Annotated in this window: 12 protein-coding genes; 8 read left to right on the forward strand and 4 right to left on the reverse strand. The window is 68.9% G+C overall.

The window, feature by feature from the left end:
* Positions 1-66 precede the first annotated feature (66 nt).
* The 5 genes from U9J41_RS15080 (at position 67) to U9J41_RS15100 (ending at position 8202) form a co-directional block, all read left to right on the forward strand.
* Entirely contained in the window at positions 67-873 is an 807-nt protein-coding gene (locus U9J41_RS15080) for an ABC transporter permease (RefSeq protein WP_322403011.1), read from the forward strand.
* A complete protein-coding gene (locus U9J41_RS15085; RefSeq protein WP_322403012.1) occupies positions 873-2093 on the forward strand; it encodes an ABC transporter ATP-binding protein in 1221 nt (406 codons plus the stop codon). The genes U9J41_RS15080 and U9J41_RS15085 overlap by 1 nt, the downstream gene beginning before the upstream one ends.
* A complete protein-coding gene (locus U9J41_RS15090; protein WP_322403013.1) occupies positions 2090-3337 on the forward strand; it encodes an FkbM family methyltransferase in 1248 nt (415 codons plus the stop codon). Before U9J41_RS15085 ends, U9J41_RS15090 begins: the two co-directional genes overlap by 4 nt.
* Positions 3338-3340: 3 nt before the next feature.
* Positions 3341-6235 (forward strand): glycosyltransferase, encoded by a 2895-nt coding sequence (locus tag U9J41_RS15095; RefSeq protein WP_322403014.1) that lies wholly within the window; start codon positions 3341-3343, stop codon positions 6233-6235.
* Between the two features lie 266 nt (positions 6236-6501).
* Positions 6502-8202: a histidine kinase famiy protein gene (locus U9J41_RS15100; protein WP_322403015.1), complete on the forward strand. Its 1701-nt coding sequence runs from the start codon at positions 6502-6504 to the stop codon at positions 8200-8202.
* Between the two features lie 78 nt (positions 8203-8280).
* Here the strand turns inward: U9J41_RS15100 and U9J41_RS15105 are convergent, their stop codons facing one another.
* The gene (locus tag U9J41_RS15105) at positions 8281-9735 is read right to left on the reverse strand and encodes a DEAD/DEAH box helicase (RefSeq protein WP_322403016.1); all 1455 of its coding nucleotides are present in this window, start codon (positions 9733-9735) and stop codon (positions 8281-8283) included.
* 361 nt (positions 9736-10096) lie between these two features.
* On the opposite strand from U9J41_RS15105, the gene U9J41_RS15110 reads away from it, so the two are divergent.
* Positions 10097-10768, forward strand: coding sequence for an EF-hand domain-containing protein (locus tag U9J41_RS15110; protein WP_322403017.1), 672 nt, complete (start codon positions 10097-10099; stop codon positions 10766-10768).
* A 113-nt stretch (positions 10769-10881) separates the two neighbouring features.
* Here the strand turns inward: U9J41_RS15110 and U9J41_RS15115 are convergent, their stop codons facing one another.
* Together U9J41_RS15115 and U9J41_RS15120 are read right to left on the reverse strand one after the other, a co-directional pair.
* On the reverse strand, positions 10882-11499 hold the full coding sequence (locus U9J41_RS15115; RefSeq protein ID WP_322403018.1) for an LON peptidase substrate-binding domain-containing protein: 618 nt from the start codon (positions 11497-11499) through the stop codon (positions 10882-10884).
* Between the two features lie 52 nt (positions 11500-11551).
* The gene (locus U9J41_RS15120) at positions 11552-11998 is read right to left on the reverse strand and encodes a cupredoxin domain-containing protein (RefSeq protein ID WP_322403019.1); all 447 of its coding nucleotides are present in this window, start codon (positions 11996-11998) and stop codon (positions 11552-11554) included.
* A 162-nt stretch (positions 11999-12160) separates the two neighbouring features.
* Here U9J41_RS15120 and U9J41_RS15125 point away from each other — a divergent pair, with 162 nt between their 5' ends.
* Positions 12161-14455, forward strand: a complete 2295-nt coding sequence (locus tag U9J41_RS15125; RefSeq protein ID WP_322403020.1) for a CHASE domain-containing protein — start codon at positions 12161-12163, stop codon at positions 14453-14455.
* A 2-nt stretch (positions 14456-14457) separates the two neighbouring features.
* Positions 14458-15750, forward strand: a complete 1293-nt coding sequence (locus U9J41_RS15130; RefSeq protein WP_322403021.1) for a cytochrome P450 — start codon at positions 14458-14460, stop codon at positions 15748-15750.
* Between the two features lie 5 nt (positions 15751-15755).
* On the opposite strand, the gene U9J41_RS15135 is transcribed toward U9J41_RS15130, so the two are convergent.
* Positions 15756-16202, reverse strand: coding sequence for a glycine zipper 2TM domain-containing protein (locus U9J41_RS15135; protein WP_322403022.1), 447 nt, complete (start codon positions 16200-16202; stop codon positions 15756-15758).
* Between the last annotated feature and the right edge of the window lie 104 nt (positions 16203-16306).

Genomic DNA, 16306 nt, shown 5'->3' on the forward strand with positions numbered 1-16306 from the left:
GGCCTTGCCACTTATGAAGAACCACCCCACGTACTCTGCAAAGGCGCGGCCTGCCGGGACCGCGCCATGATGTCTCCGCTGATGCTGCGCGGCCTCTGGGCCTACCGCGGCTTCGTGCTGGGCAGCGTCAAACGCGAATTCCAGTCGAAGTACAGCAACGCGGTGCTGGGCGCCCTGTGGTCCCTGCTGTCGCCGCTCGCGATGATCGTCGTGTACACCGTGATCTTCGCGGAAGTCATGCACAGCAAGCTGCCCGGCGCGGCCGCCGGCGCGCACTACGCCTACAGCATCTGGCTGTGCGCGGGCGTCCTCACGTGGGGCCTGTTCGCCGAGATCGTCGCGCGCGCCCAGGGCATGTTCATCGAACAGGCCAACCTGATCAAGAAGGTCAGCTTTCCCCGCATCTGCCTGCCGCTGATCGTCGTGCTCTCCGCGACGCTCAACTTCGCCATCATCTTCGGCCTGTTCACCGTCTTCCTGCTCGCCTCGGGCACCTTCCCCGGCTGGATCTATTTTTCCATTCTGCCCGTGCTCGCGGTGCAGGTTCTGCTCGCGATCGGCCTCGGCATGATCGCCGGCGTGCTGAACGTGTTCTTCCGCGACGTCGGCCAGTTCGTCACGATCGCCATGCAGTTCTGGTTCTGGCTCACGCCGATCGTGTATCCGGCCACGATCCTGCCGGCCGACGTGCGTGCGCTGCTCGGCTTCAATCCGATGGCGCGCGTCATAGGCGCCTACCAGGCGGTGCTCGTGCAGGGCGCCGCGCCCGACTGGCGTGCCCTGTTCCCCGTGTTCGTGCTCGCCGTGGTGCTGTGCCTGTTCGGCCTGCGCCTGTTTCGCCGCCGCGCCGGCGAGATGGTGGATGAACTCTGATGGGCGCGATCGTCGTCAAGGGCCTGGGCAAGGCCTATAAACAGTACCCGACGCGCTGGTCGCGGCTGGCGGAATGGGTCGTCCCAGGCCGCCCGCGCCACAAACTGAAATGGGTGCTGCGCGAGATCGAATTTGCCGTCGCGCCGGGCGAAGCCGTGGGCCTCATCGGCATCAACGGCGCCGGCAAGAGCACGCTCCTGAAACTGATCACCGGTACGACGCAACCCACGACGGGCAGCGTCTACATGGAAGGCCGCGTGGCCGCGCTGCTGGAACTGGGCATGGGGTTCCATCCCGATTTCACGGGCCGCCAGAACGTCTACATGGCCGGCCAGCTGCTGGGCATGACGGTCGAAGAGATCACTGGCCTGATGCCGGACATCGAGGCCTTCGCCGAGATCGGCGACTACATGGACCAGCCCGTGCGCGTGTACTCGAGCGGCATGCAGATGCGCGTCGCGTTCTCCGTCGCGACCGCGCGCCGGCCCGACATCCTCATCGTCGACGAAGCCCTGTCCGTCGGCGACGCCTACTTCCAGCACAAGAGCTTCGACCGCATCCGCCGCTACCGCGAGCAGGGCACGACGCTGCTGCTCGTCTCGCACGACAAGCAGGCGATCCAGTCCGTGTGCGACCGCGCCCTGCTGCTGGACGGCGGCCGCCTGGCGAAGGAAGGCGCGCCCGAAGAGATCATGGACTACTACAACGCCCTGATCGCCGAGCGCGAGAACGCCACCGTGCGCCTGCAGGCGACGGACACGGGCAAGGTGCAGACCGTGTCCGGCACCGGCGAAGCGACCGTCGCCGACATCGCCCTGCTGGATGAAGCGGGCGAGCGCGTGGAAGTCGTCGACGTCGGCGCGCCCGTCACGCTGCAGGTGACGGTGAAGACGAGCGCCGCGATCCCGCGCATGGTCCTCGGCTACATGATCAAGGACCGCCTCGGCCAGCCGATGTACGGCACCAACACGCACCTGAAGGAACTGCCGCTGGACGACGTGGCGGCCTTCGAGACCGTCGTGTACCGCTTCGCCTTCCCGATGAACCTCGGGCCGGGCAGCTATTCGGTGGCGACGGCCATCGTCAGCACCGAGACCCACCTCGTCAACAACTATGAATGGCGCGACCTGGCGCTCGTGTTCACGGTCGTGAACATGCGCCGTCCGTATTTCGAAGGTTCGGCCTGGCTCGACCCGGCCGTCGACATCCAACGCACATGAGATTCATCTCCTACGCCCAGAACAACGAGGACGTGCTGCTGTGGCGCGCGCTCGGCCACGTCCGGGACGGCTTCTACATCGACGTGGGCGCCAACGATCCGGTCGAGCACTCGGTCACCAAGGCCTTCTACGACGCCGGCTGGCGCGGCATCAACATCGAACCGCTGCCGGCGCACATCGCCGCCTTCGACGCGCAGCGCCCCGGCGACGTCAACCTGGCCGTCGCCGCCGGCAGCGAGGCCGGCACGCTCACCTTGTACGACGTGCCGGCCGTGCGCGGCTGGGCCTCGCCCGAGCGGTCCGTCGCCGACCTGCACCGCGCCGAAGGCCACGCGGTGGCCGAACTGACGGTGCCCGTGCTCACCCTGGCCGACGTGTGCGCGGAACATGTGCATGGCGACGTCCACTTCCTGAAGATCGACGTCGAAGGCTTCGAAGGCGAAGTCCTGCGCGGCATGGACTTTACGCGCTGGCGGCCGTGGGTCCTCGTGATCGAGGCGACCCTGCCGAACAGCCGCGCAACCAACCACGCCAGCTGGGAACACCTGGTCACGGACCGGCGCTACCGCTACGCGTGGTTCGATGGCCTGAACCGATATTATGTCGCCGAGGAACACGCGGAACTCATGGACAGCTTCGGCATCCAGCCGAACGTCTTCGACGACTACATCTCGCACCACCTGGACAAGGCCTGGGCCGCGAACCGGGCGGCGACGACGGCCCTGCAGGAGACGCAGCAGCAGGCCGACACGACGCGCGCCGAACTGCACGACATGATGCAGTTCGCCGAAAACCTGGAGCTGGAAAAGCAGGAGGCGCTGGCCGAAGTCGCGCAGCTGCGCCACGACCTCGCCCAGGCCCACGCCAGCGGCCAGCAGGCCACGCTGTGGGCGCGCGACCTCGAGCAGCGCCTGACGGCGACCTTGAGCAGCACGTCGTGGAAGGTGACGCGGCCGCTGCGCATGGCAGGCACCCTCGTGGCCCGCCTGCGCCGGCCCGGCCTCGCGCGCCGCGTGCTCACGCGGGTGACCAAGAACCAGCGCATACGCCGCACACTGATCCCGTTCCTGCTGCGCTATCCGGCGCTGAACCGGCGCGTGTCCGGCGCACTGCAGGCCGTCAAGGGCAGCCTGCCGCATCCGGTCGTGAACATCGACGTCCCCGAAGAACTCAGGGGCCTGCCGGTCTCGGTCCGCAACGTGCTGGCCGACCTGCAGCGCGCCCGCAAGCACACAGGCGCTTGAACCATGCGTATCGTGATCGACTTCGACGACGGCCAGGACCGCATCGAGCCGGCGGCCCTGCTGCTGGCCCGGGAACTGGTCGACGGCGCCGCCGGCCATGAGATCTGGCTGGCCGCGTCGAACCGCTCGCACGTGGCGGTGGAAACGCTGCGCGCGGTATTCAAGGAGCGCCTGCGCGTGTTCGATTTTCCATCGAATCCGCGTTACGCCGCCGCGGTGCGCATCCACGCCTTCGCCGGCCTCGCGCCGGACGTCGTGCTGACACTCGCCCGCGCCGGCCGCGCCCGCGCCATGCCGGGCGCGCCGTTCGCGCACGTCGTGTCCGCGCCCGGCACCGAAAGCGCCGGCGCGCTGTGGACCCGCATCGCCGCCGGCGCGGCGGAAAGCGCGCCGCCGCCGGCACCGGAGGGCCGCCCCAAGCTGGCGTATGTGTCGCCGCTGCCGCCCGTGAAATCGGGCATCGCCGACTACAGCGCGGAACTACTGCCGGCACTGGCGCAGTACTACGACATAGCCCTCGTCGTCGACCAGGACAGCGTGACCGATCCCCGCGTGGCGGGCTTCCCGCAACGCAGCCCCGCTTGGCTGCGCGAGAACGCGCACCTGTTCGACCGCGTGCTCTACCACTTCGGCAATTCGCACGCGCACCAGCACATGTTCGAGTTGATCCGCGACGTGCCCGGCATCGTGGTGCTGCACGACTTCTTTTTCTCGGGCGTGCTGGACAACCTGGAAAACGAAGGCTACCTGCCGCAGGCGTTCCTGCATGCGCTGTACGAATCGCACGGCTTTTCCGGCCTGCTCGACCACGCGAAGAACGGCCGCAATCCCGCCATCTGGAAGTACCCCGTCAACAAGGGCGTGCTGGATGCGGCAGCCGGCGTGATCGTGCACTCGGATTTTTCGAAGACGCTCGCCCGCGACTGGTACGGCGAACAAACGGCGGCGGACTGGCGCACGATCCCGCTGCTGCGCGGCCGGCCGGAAGGCAGCATCGGTCCGGACGCCCGCGCCGCCGCGCGCGCGCGCCTCGGCCTGGCCGACGACGACTACCTCGTGTGCACGTTCGGCATGCTGGGCCGCACGAAGCTGAACGAAGAACTGCTGGACGCCTTCCTCGCATCGCCGCTCGCGCTCGACGCGCGCTGCAAACTGGTGTTCGTCGGCGAGAACGATCCGAGCCCGTACGGCGGCGAGCTGCTGCGCAAGGCCGGCGCCGGCGCGGCCAGGGAACGCATCCGCATCACGGGTTTCGTCGACGCCGCCGCGTATGCGGACTACCTGGCCGCCGCCGACTGCGCCGTGCAGCTGCGCACGTCGACGCGCGGCGAGACGTCGGCGTCCGTGCTCGACTGCCTGCTGTACGCGCTGCCGACCATCGTCAACGCACACGGCTCGACGGCCTCGATCGACGACGCCCTGCTCGTCAAGCTGCGCGACGACTTCACGGTGCCCGAACTGGCCGGGGCGCTGACCCGCCTGCACGGCGATGCCGACGCGCGTGCGCAACTGGGGCAGCGCGCCCGCGCCCACATGGACGCCGAGCACGCGCCGGCGCGCGTGGGCCGGATGGTCTTCGACGCGATCGAACACTTTACGCGCACGAGCAGCCACGCGCATTACCGCCAGGTCGTGCGTACCGCGGCGCCGGTATGCCCGGACAGCGAACTGGCGCCGCTGGCCGCCGCCATCGCGTTCAACCGCGCGCCCGTCGCGCCGCGCCAGTTGCTGGTCGACGTCTCGGCCCTCGTGCAGTCGGACCTCAAGACCGGCATCCAGCGCGTCGTGCGCAGCGTCCTGCTGGCGATGCTGAACGATCCGCCGCCGGGCTTTCGCATCGAACCCGTGTTCTCCCACGGCGGCGGCAACGCCTACCGCTACGCGCGCCAGTTCGCGCTGCGCCTGACCGGCAGCGCCGGCCTGGCGCTGGAAGATGCGCCCGTCGACCTGCGTCCCGGCGACGTGTTCCTCGGCCTCGACCTGTTCACGAACGGCACGTCGCAGAACGAGGCGCTGCTGCGCGCGATGGCCGACCGCGGGGTATATATCCACTTCGTCGTGTACGACCTGCTGCCGATGCTGCGCCCGGACGTGTTCCCGTTCGGGACCGAACAGTATTTCGGCGACTTCCTGCGCACCGTGCACGCCGTATCCGACGGCGTGATCTGCATCTCGCGCGCCGTCGCGGACGAACTCGCGGCGTGGTACGACGGCCAGGGCCTGCGCCGGCGCCTGCCGCTGCAACTGGGCTGGTTCCACCTGGGCGCCGACATCGACGCCAGCGCGCCGAGCACCGGCATGCCGCCCGACGCCCACGTCGTCCTGGACGCCCTCGCCGCGCGCCCCACGTTCCTGATGGTCGGCACGGTCGAACCGCGCAAGGGCCAGGCCCAGGCGCTGGCCGCGTTCGAGCAATTGTGGGAACGGGGCGTGGACGTCAACCTCGTCATCGTCGGCAAGGAAGGCTGGATGGTCGAGCAGCTGGCCGCGCGCATGGCCGACCATCCGGAAAAGGGCAAGCGCATGTTCTGGCTGGCCGGGATCTCGGACGAGATGCTGCTGAAACTCTACGCCGGCTCGGCGGCGCTGCTGGCCGCGTCCGAAGGCGAAGGCTTCGGCCTGCCGCTGATCGAGGCGGCGCAGCACGGCATCCCGATCGTCGCGCGCAGCCTGCCCGTGTTCCGCGAAGTCGCGGGCGAACACGCGTATTACTTCGACGGCCTGGCCCCCGCCGACCTGGCGCGCGCGATCGAGGACTGGCTCGCCCTGAACCGTGACGGCAAGGCGCCCGCCTCCACCGGCATGCCGTGGCTGACGTGGGACCGCAGCGCGCGCCAGGTGGTCGACACGGTCATCGGCGGCAAGTGGTATCGCACCCTGCCCGGCACGGACGCGTGACGCGCGACGGGGTCCGTTGACGACCTGGCGCCGAGCCGGCACCCCGCGGGCTGGCGCCGTATGCACTTCTTCGGCTGTCCCGCATTGGCCACCCTGCCGCTGCGCGTGGGGCTGGCGCTACCTGGACGGCGATCCCGTCTGCGCACCGGCGCGCTGACGCAGGCGAACCGCGTCAGTGCGGTCGCGAACAGTGCGGCGCAGGCGTGCGCCCTACAATTTGCACCATCGGGCCTCGGCGGCTGAAGCGAAAGGATCGCACGATGGTGATGGAACCGGACAAACAGGGAAACCTCCAGAAGGCGGTGGACGAACAAGGCGGCGGCCAGAGCTTCGGCGTGCCCGCGGCCGGCGAGGTCGAGGGCAATGCCTACGAGCCGATGGGCACGCCCGGCGTCAACCACTGGCAGGCCAGCTACATCAAGCGCGACGGCCTGGACGACCGCGGCAACATCTTCTTCGCCGCCGTCGCAATGACGCGCATGCCGATGACCATCACCGACCCGCGCCGGCCGGACAACCCGATCGTGTTCTGCAACGGCGCCTTCCTCGACCTCACGCACTACAAACACGAAGACGTCGTCGGTCGCAACTGCCGCTTCCTGCAGGGCCCGCAGACGGACCGCCGCACGGTGGACGAGGTGCGCAAGGCCGTCGCCGAACAGCGCGCCGTCGCCGTCGACATCCTGAATTACAAGGCCGACGGCAGCGCGTTCTGGAACGCCTTGTTCATCGGCCCCATCTTCGACCAGGACGGCCAGCTGCTGTACTTCTTCGCGTCGCAGATGGACATCTCGGAGCGCCGCCAGAGCCAGGAATCCCATCTGCAGGCGCAGAAGATGGAGGCGATCGGCCAGCTGACGGCCGGCATGGCGCACGACTTCAACAATCTGCTGCAAGTCATCAACGGCAACCTGGAAATCGCGCTGATCAGCCTGGAGAAGCCGGACATGGCGCGCAATGCGCTGGAACGGGCGCAGCGCGCGTCCATGCGTGCCGCGCGGCTCACCCAGCAGTTGCTGACGTTCGCGCGCAAGCAGCGCCTGGAACCGGTCCCCGTCGACCTCAACCACCTCGTCGTGGAATTCTCCGACATGCTCGTGCGTACGCTGGGCGACAGGGTCGACCTGCGCCTCGACCTGCGTCCCGGCCTGCCGCTGTGCCACCTCGACCCGACGCACCTCGAAATGGCCCTGCTGAACGTGCTGATCAACGCGCGCGACGCCCTCCCGGACGGCGGCGAGGTGACCGTCGCGACGGCGATCGTGCGCGGCGCGGACCGCGTCAAGGCGCATGGGCTGGACCCCGGCACGTACATCATCCTGTGCGTGATCGACCACGGCATCGGCATGCCGCCCGAGGTCCTGCGCCGTGCGACCGAGCCCTTCTTCACGACCAAGGGACCGGGCACGGGCCTCGGCCTGGCGATGGTGCACGGCTTCGTGCAGCAGTCACAAGGCCGCCTGGAAATCGACAGCCGGCCGGGCGCGGGCACCACGGTGCGCATGATCTTCCCCGTGGCCGACAATGCCCAGGACGCCGCCGGCGGCAACGGCCAGGATCACGCCGCCGCCCCGCCGGCCAGGGACGACGCGGCGGACAGCAGGCCCGGCGTGCTCGTCGTCGAAGACAACGACGACGTGCGCGAACTGGCCGAGAGCGTGCTGGGCATGGCCGGCTACACGGTGCTGGCGGCCGCCAGCGGCGAGCAGGCGCTGACCCTGCTGCGCCAGGGCGCGCGGGTCGACCTGCTGTTCACGGACGTGATCATGCCGGGCGGGATGAACGGCCTGCAGCTCGTCGACGAGGCACGCAAGCTGCGCCCGCGGCTGCCGGTGCTCGTCACGACGGGGTATATGGATGAATTGCCGGAGTGTGGCAAGGGCCGGCGGCTGAACGTCCTCGCCAAGCCGTACAAGCATGGCGATTTGCTGGCGCAGGTGAAAGCGGCGCTGGGGCGGGCAGTCTAAATAGTCGGGTGGGCACACCGTGCCCACGCGGATGTTTGCGGCATGCTGGCGTCGCGCGCAGGCGGAAGACCGCCCGCCCTACTGCTTCGGCAAGCCGCCCAGCAGCGCGGCCAGCTTGGGCTTCGGCTTGCTCGATGCGGCCGGTGCCGCGGCCGCGTCCTTGCGCGGGGCCGCGGCCGGCTCGTAGGGCTTGAGGAACCACGGATCGACCTTGTCGCGACGCGGCGCGCCCATGCTGCGCGGGCCGCGTTCCGTGCGCTCCGGACGTTCGCCGCGCGGAGCGTCCGTCTCGCGGCGTCCGCTGCGGCGGTCGGCAGTGCGATCGGGACCGCGCTCGCCGCCGCGCGACGGCGTGAAGCCGGTCAGCTCGCCGCGCGTGATGGTCTGCTTGATCAGCTTCTCGATGTCGACCAGCAGGCGCTCGTCCTTGTCCGAAAACACGGACAGCGCATCGCCGGTGGCGCCGGCGCGGCCGGTGCGGCCGATGCGGTGCACATAATCCTCGGCGTTGTACGGCAGGTCGTAGTTGATCACGCACGGCAGGTCGGTGATGTCGAGCCCGCGCGCCGCGACGTCGGTCGCGACGAGCACGTCGATCTCGCCGTTCTTGAAGGCGTCCAGCGCGGCGATGCGTTCCTGCTGGGTCTTGTCGCCGTGGATGGCGGACGCCTTGATGCCGGCCTGCTCGAGGTAGCGCGCCAGGCGCGAGGCGCCGATCTTGGTATTCGAGAACACCAGCACCTGCTTCAGGTCGCGCGCCCGGATCAGGTGCTCGACGACGTTGCGCTTCTGCTCTTCGTCGACCTTGTACAGCACCTGCGTGATGGCGGTATTGGTGGCATTGCTGCGCGCGACTTCGATCAGGAGCGGCTCGTTCAGGAAACTGGCGGCCAGCCTCTTGATCTCGGGCGAGAACGTCGCCGAGAACATCAGGTTCTGGCGCTTCTTCGGCAGCAGGTTGATGATGCGCTGCAGGTCGGGCAGGAAGCCCATGTCGAGCATGCGGTCGGCCTCGTCCATCACGAGCATCTGCACCTGGGCCAGGCTGATGTTCTTCTGCTCGACGTGGTCGAGCAGGCGGCCCGGCGTGGCGATGACGATCTCGACGCCGCGGCGCAGGATCTCGGTCTGCGGCTTCATGTCCATGCCGCCGAAGACGACGGTGGAGCGCAGCGGCGTGTGCTGGGCGTAGGCCTTGACGTTCTCGGCGACCTGGATCGCCAGTTCGCGCGTCGGCGTCAGCACCAGCGCGCGCACGGCATGGCGCGCGGGCGACATGCTCGTGTTGGCGTGCGGGAGCAGCAGCTGGATGATCGGCAGCGAGAAGCTGGCCGTCTTGCCGGTGCCGGTCTGCGCCGCGCCCATGACGTCGCGGCCCTGCAGGACGATGGGGATCGCCTGGGCCTGGATCGGGGTCGGATGGACATAGCCCTGATCCGACAGTGCGCGCTGGATCTCAGGCGCGAGGCCGAAATCGGAGAAGCGCACGGTCGGTGCGCCGCCAGCTTCAATAGTGGTCGGTGTTTCAGACATGTTTTCTTTCGGGCAATGAATCGTTGCGTTCTACGGCCGGGCTGCTGCCCTGGCAGGGCCAACGCGGGAAAACCGGGGTGACGGGACGCGCCTCGCGCGGCTTGGCCGGGAGCGGCGAATTGGCTGCCTGGTCAGCGCACACGGCGCCGCACGGACGTAGAGAGTCTAAATCGCGCACAAGGTTACCTCAAATCGTACCCCCTGTATATGAAATCCGCGTTTTTGGCGGTAGATTGCAATAATTTAATCCTGAGCTCTTTACATTCCTTTACCCGCCTTTACACCACCGGGCCTGCGCGCCGGGCCGCGCCGGGCCGATAATTCATGCAGTCAACAATTTCGCCTGGCAAAGGATTTCAACATGGTCGCAAGCATCAGCAGCAATACGGGCAGTGTGTCGAACTGGGCCGATTCCGTCTTTTCCAAGCTCGACACGAAGAACCAGGGGTATATCGAAAAGAGCGACCTGCAGAGCGCACTGTCGGCGGCGGGCGACTCGGATTCCACCCAATCGACCGACATCGACGACGCCTTCAGCGCCCTCGACGGCGACGGCGACGGCAAGGTCACGAAAAGCGAACTGACGGACGCGATGACCAAGCTGTCCGACCAGCTGAGCGCCCAGTTCGACGCGGCGCGCGTGAACCGGGGCGCCGGCATGCGGCCGGATGGTCCGCCGCCCGGCCCGCCGCCGGGCGGTTCCGGTGGCCCGGACGGCGGCACGGACAGCGCCGGCGCGACCGGCGGCACCAGCGGCACCAGCAGCACGAGCGGCACGACCGACGCGGCCGACACCAATGGCGACGGCACCGTCAGCGCGGCCGAACTGGCGGCGTACGAAACGAAGCAGGCGAGCGAATCCGGCAGCAGCAGCAGCAGCAGCAGCAGCAGCAGCAGCGGCGACGGCACGCCGAAAACCCATCACGAACACGACCCGATGCGCGAATTCGCGCATGCATTACAACTGTTGAAGGCATATGCCGATAACAGCAGCGATAGCGGCACGGCCAGCAGCGTCAGCGTCGCAGCGTAACGTAGGGTGGGCTCCCCGAGCCCACCATTGCGCTGCCGTGACGCGTACATCTGGCGGGCACGGGGTGCCCGCCCTACGCAAATCAGACATACGTAACACCGACAGGACGCGATTCAGGACGTGATGAGCCCATGCTCGTCGAGCACATCGTGCAGCAGCTCCAGCCGGATCATCGGATTGTCCAGCATCAGCATGCTCTGCTTCTGATGATTGGGCAGCGGCAGCAGCTCGCACCAGCGGTTGGCGACCCAGCCGCAGTCGTCCAGGCGGAACGGCGGCTGCACCGGCCAGCGGCTTTGCGGCACGTCGTGCAAGGACGCCAGCACCCGGTCGAGCGCGTCGGCCGCGCCCTTGAGGTCGGACGGGATGCGCACGACGTGATCGTCTTCCAGCAGTTCGGCCTCGGCCATCCACAGGCCGTTGGTGCGGCGCTCGCTGTCCAGCACGTTGAAACGCGCACCGCCGCGGCACACGACCTGCAGCAGGCCGGGCGTGGACGCCGTCGTGTCCTGCACGGACGCCAGCGTGCCCGCGGTCGCGAATTTTTCCTGGCCCTGCGGGGTGCGCACTTCCTGGCCGTGGGTCAGGAGCACGACGCCGAACGGTTCGTCCTCGGTCAGGCAATGGCTGATCATGTCGAGATAGCGCACCTCGAAAATCTGCAACGGCAGCACGCCGTCCGGGAACAGGACCGTGCTCAGCGGGAACAGGGGTAACGTGATCGTGGCCATGCGCGCATGATGACAGATTCGCCGCGCGGGACGGAGCACGATTGCTCCCGTCTCAGCCCGCCGGTCCTTCGATCGGCAACGTGCGCACGGCCTCGGCCAGGACGCGCAGGCGCCAGCCCAGCCGCCCCCAGCCGGGGTCCGGATGATTCCCCACCCGCACCGTGACGACGTGGCCGGGCGCCACGTCGCAGGCGTACGCATAATCGCCGGCCTGCTCGAACGGCAGGCGCAGCACGTGGCCCGGCAGTACGCGCACCTGGCCGAACACGTGCGGGACGGCGTCGCGGTTATGCAGCAGCAGGACGTCGCGCACGCCCAGTGTCAGGCGCACCTCGGCAGGCACGACGCCCGCGCCGGGCGGGAAGGCGAAGGTGCGCTCGCGCGTCGGATAGCGCAGCGGCGCGAGGGCGGCCCACAGCAGGAGCGCGGCCAGGGCCAGCGCGGCGCCCCAGCGCACGCGCTGCAAGAGGCTCGCGTCGGTGGAAAGATGGGAATGCATGGGCATGGCGTAAAACGCTCATTGTAGCCGCAGCACGGCCGGCGCCGCCCTGTTGTGCGCCCGTCCCGTCCAACCATGCGTATCCTGTACAGGACGGCGCGCTTGCCTTGCCGGCAACGGATCCATATCACTACCGCCTTGTCGAGTACGCGTAAAGCAGTCATGCCGCATCCAGCCCCAGCGCCCCCCAACCGCACCTCGCCGCGCAGCCCAGCCCATCTCCCCTTTCTCCTGGCCGCGCTCGCATTCCTCGCCGCGCTGATCGTGACCTATATGGTGGCCGGCAACGCGCAGCGGACGGCCGCTGGCGAACTGGCCGGCGATTTCAATTTCCGGGCGCGCGATCTCGCCGCCAACATCGACCGGCGCATGGACATCTACGAGGAAGTGCTGCTGGCCACCGGCGGCTTCCTGCGCGGCTCGGTCGACGTCGGACGCGCCGAATTCGCCGACTACTACACCCTGCTGCACCTGAACGACCGCTTCCCCGGCATCGAGGCGCTGGGCATCGCCGCCATCATCCCGCCCGGGCGCATGGACGCCCACGTCGCGGCCATGCGCGCGGAGGGATTCCGCGACTACGCGATCAAGCCGCCCGGGCCGCGCCCCGTCGTCACGTCGATCACCCGCATCGAACCCTTTTCGGGTCGCAACCTGCGCGCCTTCGGCTACGACATGTTCAGCGAACCGGTGCGGCGCGCGGCGATGGAGGCGGCGCGCGACACGGGACGGGCCGCCGCCACCGGCAAGGTCGTGCTGGTGCAGGAGGGCGGACGGGATGAACAGTTTGGCGTCCTGATGTACGTGCCCGTCTATCGGCGTGACACCGCGCGGCCTGGCCCCGTGCCCGATACGGTCGCGGCCCGCCGCGCCGCCATCGTCGGCTGGGTGTACGCGCCATTCCGCATGAACGACCTGATGAAGGGTCTCGGCGGCGAGCACGCGGGCGACCTCCAGATCGAGATCTACGACGGCATGGCGCCCACCGCCGCCGCCCTGCTCTATCGCTCCCCCGGCGCTTCGCCCCGCGGCCACCGCCCCATGCTGAGCTACCAGACGACGGTCGACAGCGCCGGCCGGCCATGGACCGTCGTCGTGCATTCGGGCCCCGGTTTCGAGGCGTCGCTCGACCGCCGCGCGACGCTCGCGATCGCGCTGACGGGCATCGGCCTCGGCCTGCTGCTGGCGCTGGTCGTGTGGCTGCTGGCCTCCGAGCGGCGCCGCGCGCTGCAGTTGGCGCAGGGGATGACGGTCGAACTGCGCGCCTCGCGCGACCGCATCGACGCCGAGCGCGAACGCGTGCGCCTGATCCTGCAGACCGCCTACGACGCCTTCATCGCCATCGCCCCCGACGGCCGCATCACGGACTGGAACCTGCAGGCCAGCCAGTTGTTCGGCTGGCGCGAAGGGGAAGCCGTCGGGCGCAACGTGCTCGAACTCTTGATACCGGCGCCGCAACGCGACGAATGGCGCGCCTGCCTGGACCATTTCGCCCGCAACGGCGCCTGCACGCGCTTGACGGGCCCCACGGAAGCGGCGGCGCTGACGCGCGCGGGCCAGGAGATCCCGGTGGAGATCGCGATCACGCCGCTGGCGACCAGGCAGGGCTACGGCGTGACGGCGTTCGTGCGCGACATCCGCCCGCGCAAGGAAGCGGCCGAACGCGAACAACAGCGCCAGGAGCGCCTGGAGGAAGCGCGCGCCTTGCTGCTGCGCTCGCAGAAGCTGGAGGCGGTCGGCAAGCTGACGGGCGGCGTGGCGCACGACTTCAACAACATCCTGCACATCATCAGCGCCAACGTCCAGCTGATGCTGCGCAGCGAAGACAATGGCCGCAAGCGCCTGCTGAACATCCTCGACGCCGTGGAGCGCGGCAAGAAGCTGGCCGCCCAGTTGCTCGCCTTCGCGCGCCGCCAGCCGCTGCACCCGAGCGTCGTCAACCTGGCCCAGCTCATCGAACGCATGGACGCCCTGCTGCACCGCGCGGCCGGCGACGGCGTCGCGATCCACATGGCGATTCCGCCCGACCTGTGGAACGTCCTCGTCGATCCGAACCAGCTGGAGAACGTGCTGCTGAACCTCGTGATCAATGCGCGCGACGCCATGGATGGCGGCGGCGGCGTTACCATCGCGCTGGCCAACATGACGATCACCGCGGCCGACCAGCTGGCGTATCCCGGCATCCGTCCCGGCGAATTCGTCACCATCGCGGTCAGCGACGCGGGCGCCGGCATGCCGCCCGAGGTGATGGAGCGCGCCTTCGAGCCGTTCTTCACGACCAAGCCGGAGGGCAAGGGCACCGGCCTTGGCTTGTCGATGGCGCACGGCTTCGTCAAGCAGAGCGGCGGCCATATCCGGCTGGCGAGCCGGCCCGGCGAAGGAACGACCGTCACGATCTACCTGCCGCGCGCCCGCCAGGACACGCCCGACCCGGCCTTCCTGCCGGTGCCGCACTGACCATGGCCGACCATCCTCGCCACACCGACGCCGTCGCCGCCGCGCCGCGCGCGCCCGGCCTCGATCTGTCCCTCGCCTTCCTCGCCGAAGGCTATGAGTTCATGCCGCGGCGCCACGCGGCCCTGGGCGGCGACATGTTCACGGCTCGCCTGATGCTGCGCCGCGCGCTGTGCGTGCGCGGCGAGGACGCGGCGCGCATGTTTTACCAGCCCGGCCGCTTCACGCGCCGCCACGCGCTGCCGGCGCCGACGCTGGCCCTGCTGCAGGATTTCGGCAGCGTGATGACGCTGGACGGCGAGGCGCACCGCAAGCGCAAGGCGATGCTGATGTCGCTGTTCGGACCGCTGGAGCGGCAACGCCTCGTGGGGCTGGCCGCGGCGGAGTGGCGCACGCAGTTCGCGCGCTGGCCTTCGTTGCCGCGCGTGGTCGTGCACGACGCCGCGCAGGACGTGCTGTGCCGCGCCGTGTGCCGCTGGGCGGGCATTCCCGTCAGTACCGAGGAAGCGGCGCGGCGCACGAAAGAATTCGCGCAGATGATCGCCGGCGCCGGATCGGCCGGCCCGCGCAACTGGCGCGCGCTGCTCGTGCGCACCCGCACCGAACAATGGGCCCGCGCCCTGGTCGACGCGGTGCGCGCCGGCCAGGTGCAGCCGCCGTTCGACAGCCCGCTGAACGTGATCGCGCGCCACCGCGACGCCGACGGGGAACTCATGAGCCGCAAGCACGCGGGCGTGGAACTCATCAACCTGCTGCGCCCGACGGTGGCCGTGGCGCGCTACATCGCGTTCGCGCTGCTGGCGCTGCACGACTACCCGCACTGCCGCGCGCGCATCGGCGCCGGCGACGACGACTACCTCGGCTGGTTCGTGCAGGAAGTGCGCCGCTTTTACCCGTTCATCCCGGCGATGGGCGGACGCGCCCTGCACGGCTTCGACTGGCACGGGCTGCATGTAAAAAAGGGGACGTGGGTGCTGTTCGACCTGTACGGCACGAACCACCACCCGGCGTTGTGGGGCGACCCGGAAATGTTCCGGCCGGAGCGTTTCGAGCGCCGGCAAAGCAGCGGCTTCGACTTCGTGCCGCACGGCGGCGGCGACCATTATTCCGGCCACCGCTGCCCGGGCGAATGCGTCACGGGCGACCTGGTGAAATCGGCGCTGCAGCTGTTCGCGGGCGAGATCGCCTACGACGTGCCGCCGCAGGACCTGACGGTCGGCCTGCGCCGCATGCCAACCTTGCCGGCCAGCGGATTCGTGATCGCGAACGTGCGCCCGGCGGATTCACCTGCGACCTGAACGACTCAGCGCACCAGGCGTCCATTCAGCACGCGCACGCGTTCCCCGTTATGGTAACGCGGTGCACCCTTCTCCGTGAAGGTGCGGTAGCCGCCGACCGCCATCTTCACGCGCACGTCCGTATAGGTTTCGGCCTTCACGTTGCGCTCGATGCGGTTGCCGGCATAGGCGCCGCCCACCGCGCCCGCCACCGTGGCAAGAGTACGGCCGCGGCCACTGCCGACCTGGTTGCCCAGCAGGCCGCCGACGACGGCACCACCCACGCCGCCCACGCCGCTGGCGCGCTCGGGTTCGCGCTTGTACGTGTGGTTCGAGACGACCGTGCCGCAGTTGCGGCATTCCGCCTGGGCGTGCGCGTGGTGGTCGGGCGCGGCCTGGGCCGCGAACGGCGCGGCGGCGAAGGCCGCGAGCAGGGCAGCACGGGCGGTCAGACGGGTCGAGATGCGTTGCATGGTATTCCCCTTTGGTATCGTTGTAACAAACATGTGTACAGAGTAACGCTCATGCATGAAGGTGGAAATAGTGAAACAGTATCAATTGCAAGCGAGTGTAACTT

The sequence above is a fragment of the Massilia luteola genome (genome assembly GCF_034420155.1).
Taxonomy (GTDB): Bacteria; Pseudomonadota; Gammaproteobacteria; order Burkholderiales; family Burkholderiaceae_D; genus Telluria; species Telluria luteola.